The following is a 470-nucleotide window of genomic DNA, read 5'->3' as shown; positions in this document are numbered from 1 at the left end:
ACCGGCGCGTTGCGGGCTTTGTAGACAAGCGCCCCGATCACCACCATAAGGGCGAGGAACAGAAGGCCGAGATTGACGATCATGAAGCGGACGAGCTTGCGGCGCACGTTCTCGGCCGCGGGGTCGAGCGGCTTTTCCTCATCTTCTTCGGCGATCGGCCGGGCCATGGCTAAACAATCCGCAATGGGTTTCGATGAGCGCTCATAACGAAGAGACCCCGATATTGATAGAGGACGAATTGGCGGACGAGGAATCCGGCGAAGCCGTCGTGCTGGAAGCCGATGCGGACGCCGCCGGCCAGCGCCTCGACCAATGGCTCGCCGCCAAGCTCGGGCCGGAGCTGTCGCGCAGCCGCGTGCAGGCGCTGATCCGCCAAGGCGCCGTCTCCGTCGCCGGCAAGCAGGTGCTGGAAACCAAGCGCAAGCTGATCGTCGGTGAGCGGGTCGAGATTCTGGTGCCGGCACCCGAGC

1 protein-coding gene and 1 pseudogene are annotated in these 470 nt (G+C 64.7%); one reads left to right on the top strand and one right to left on the bottom strand.

What is annotated here, in order from left to right:
• A pseudogene (locus EOD07_RS38995) lies at window positions 1–167 on the bottom strand (fimbrial protein); the annotation flags it as partial.
• A 26-nt stretch (window positions 168–193) separates the two neighbouring features.
• On the opposite strand from EOD07_RS38995, the gene EOD07_RS37050 reads away from it, so the two are divergent.
• On the top strand, window positions 194–470 hold a 277-nt coding region (locus tag EOD07_RS37050; RefSeq protein WP_281059126.1), incomplete at its 3' end, for a S4 domain-containing protein.

It is taken from the genome of Mesorhizobium sp. M2C.T.Ca.TU.002.02.1.1 (assembly GCF_003997225.1).
This window is presented reverse-complemented; position numbering and strand designations above follow the sequence as displayed.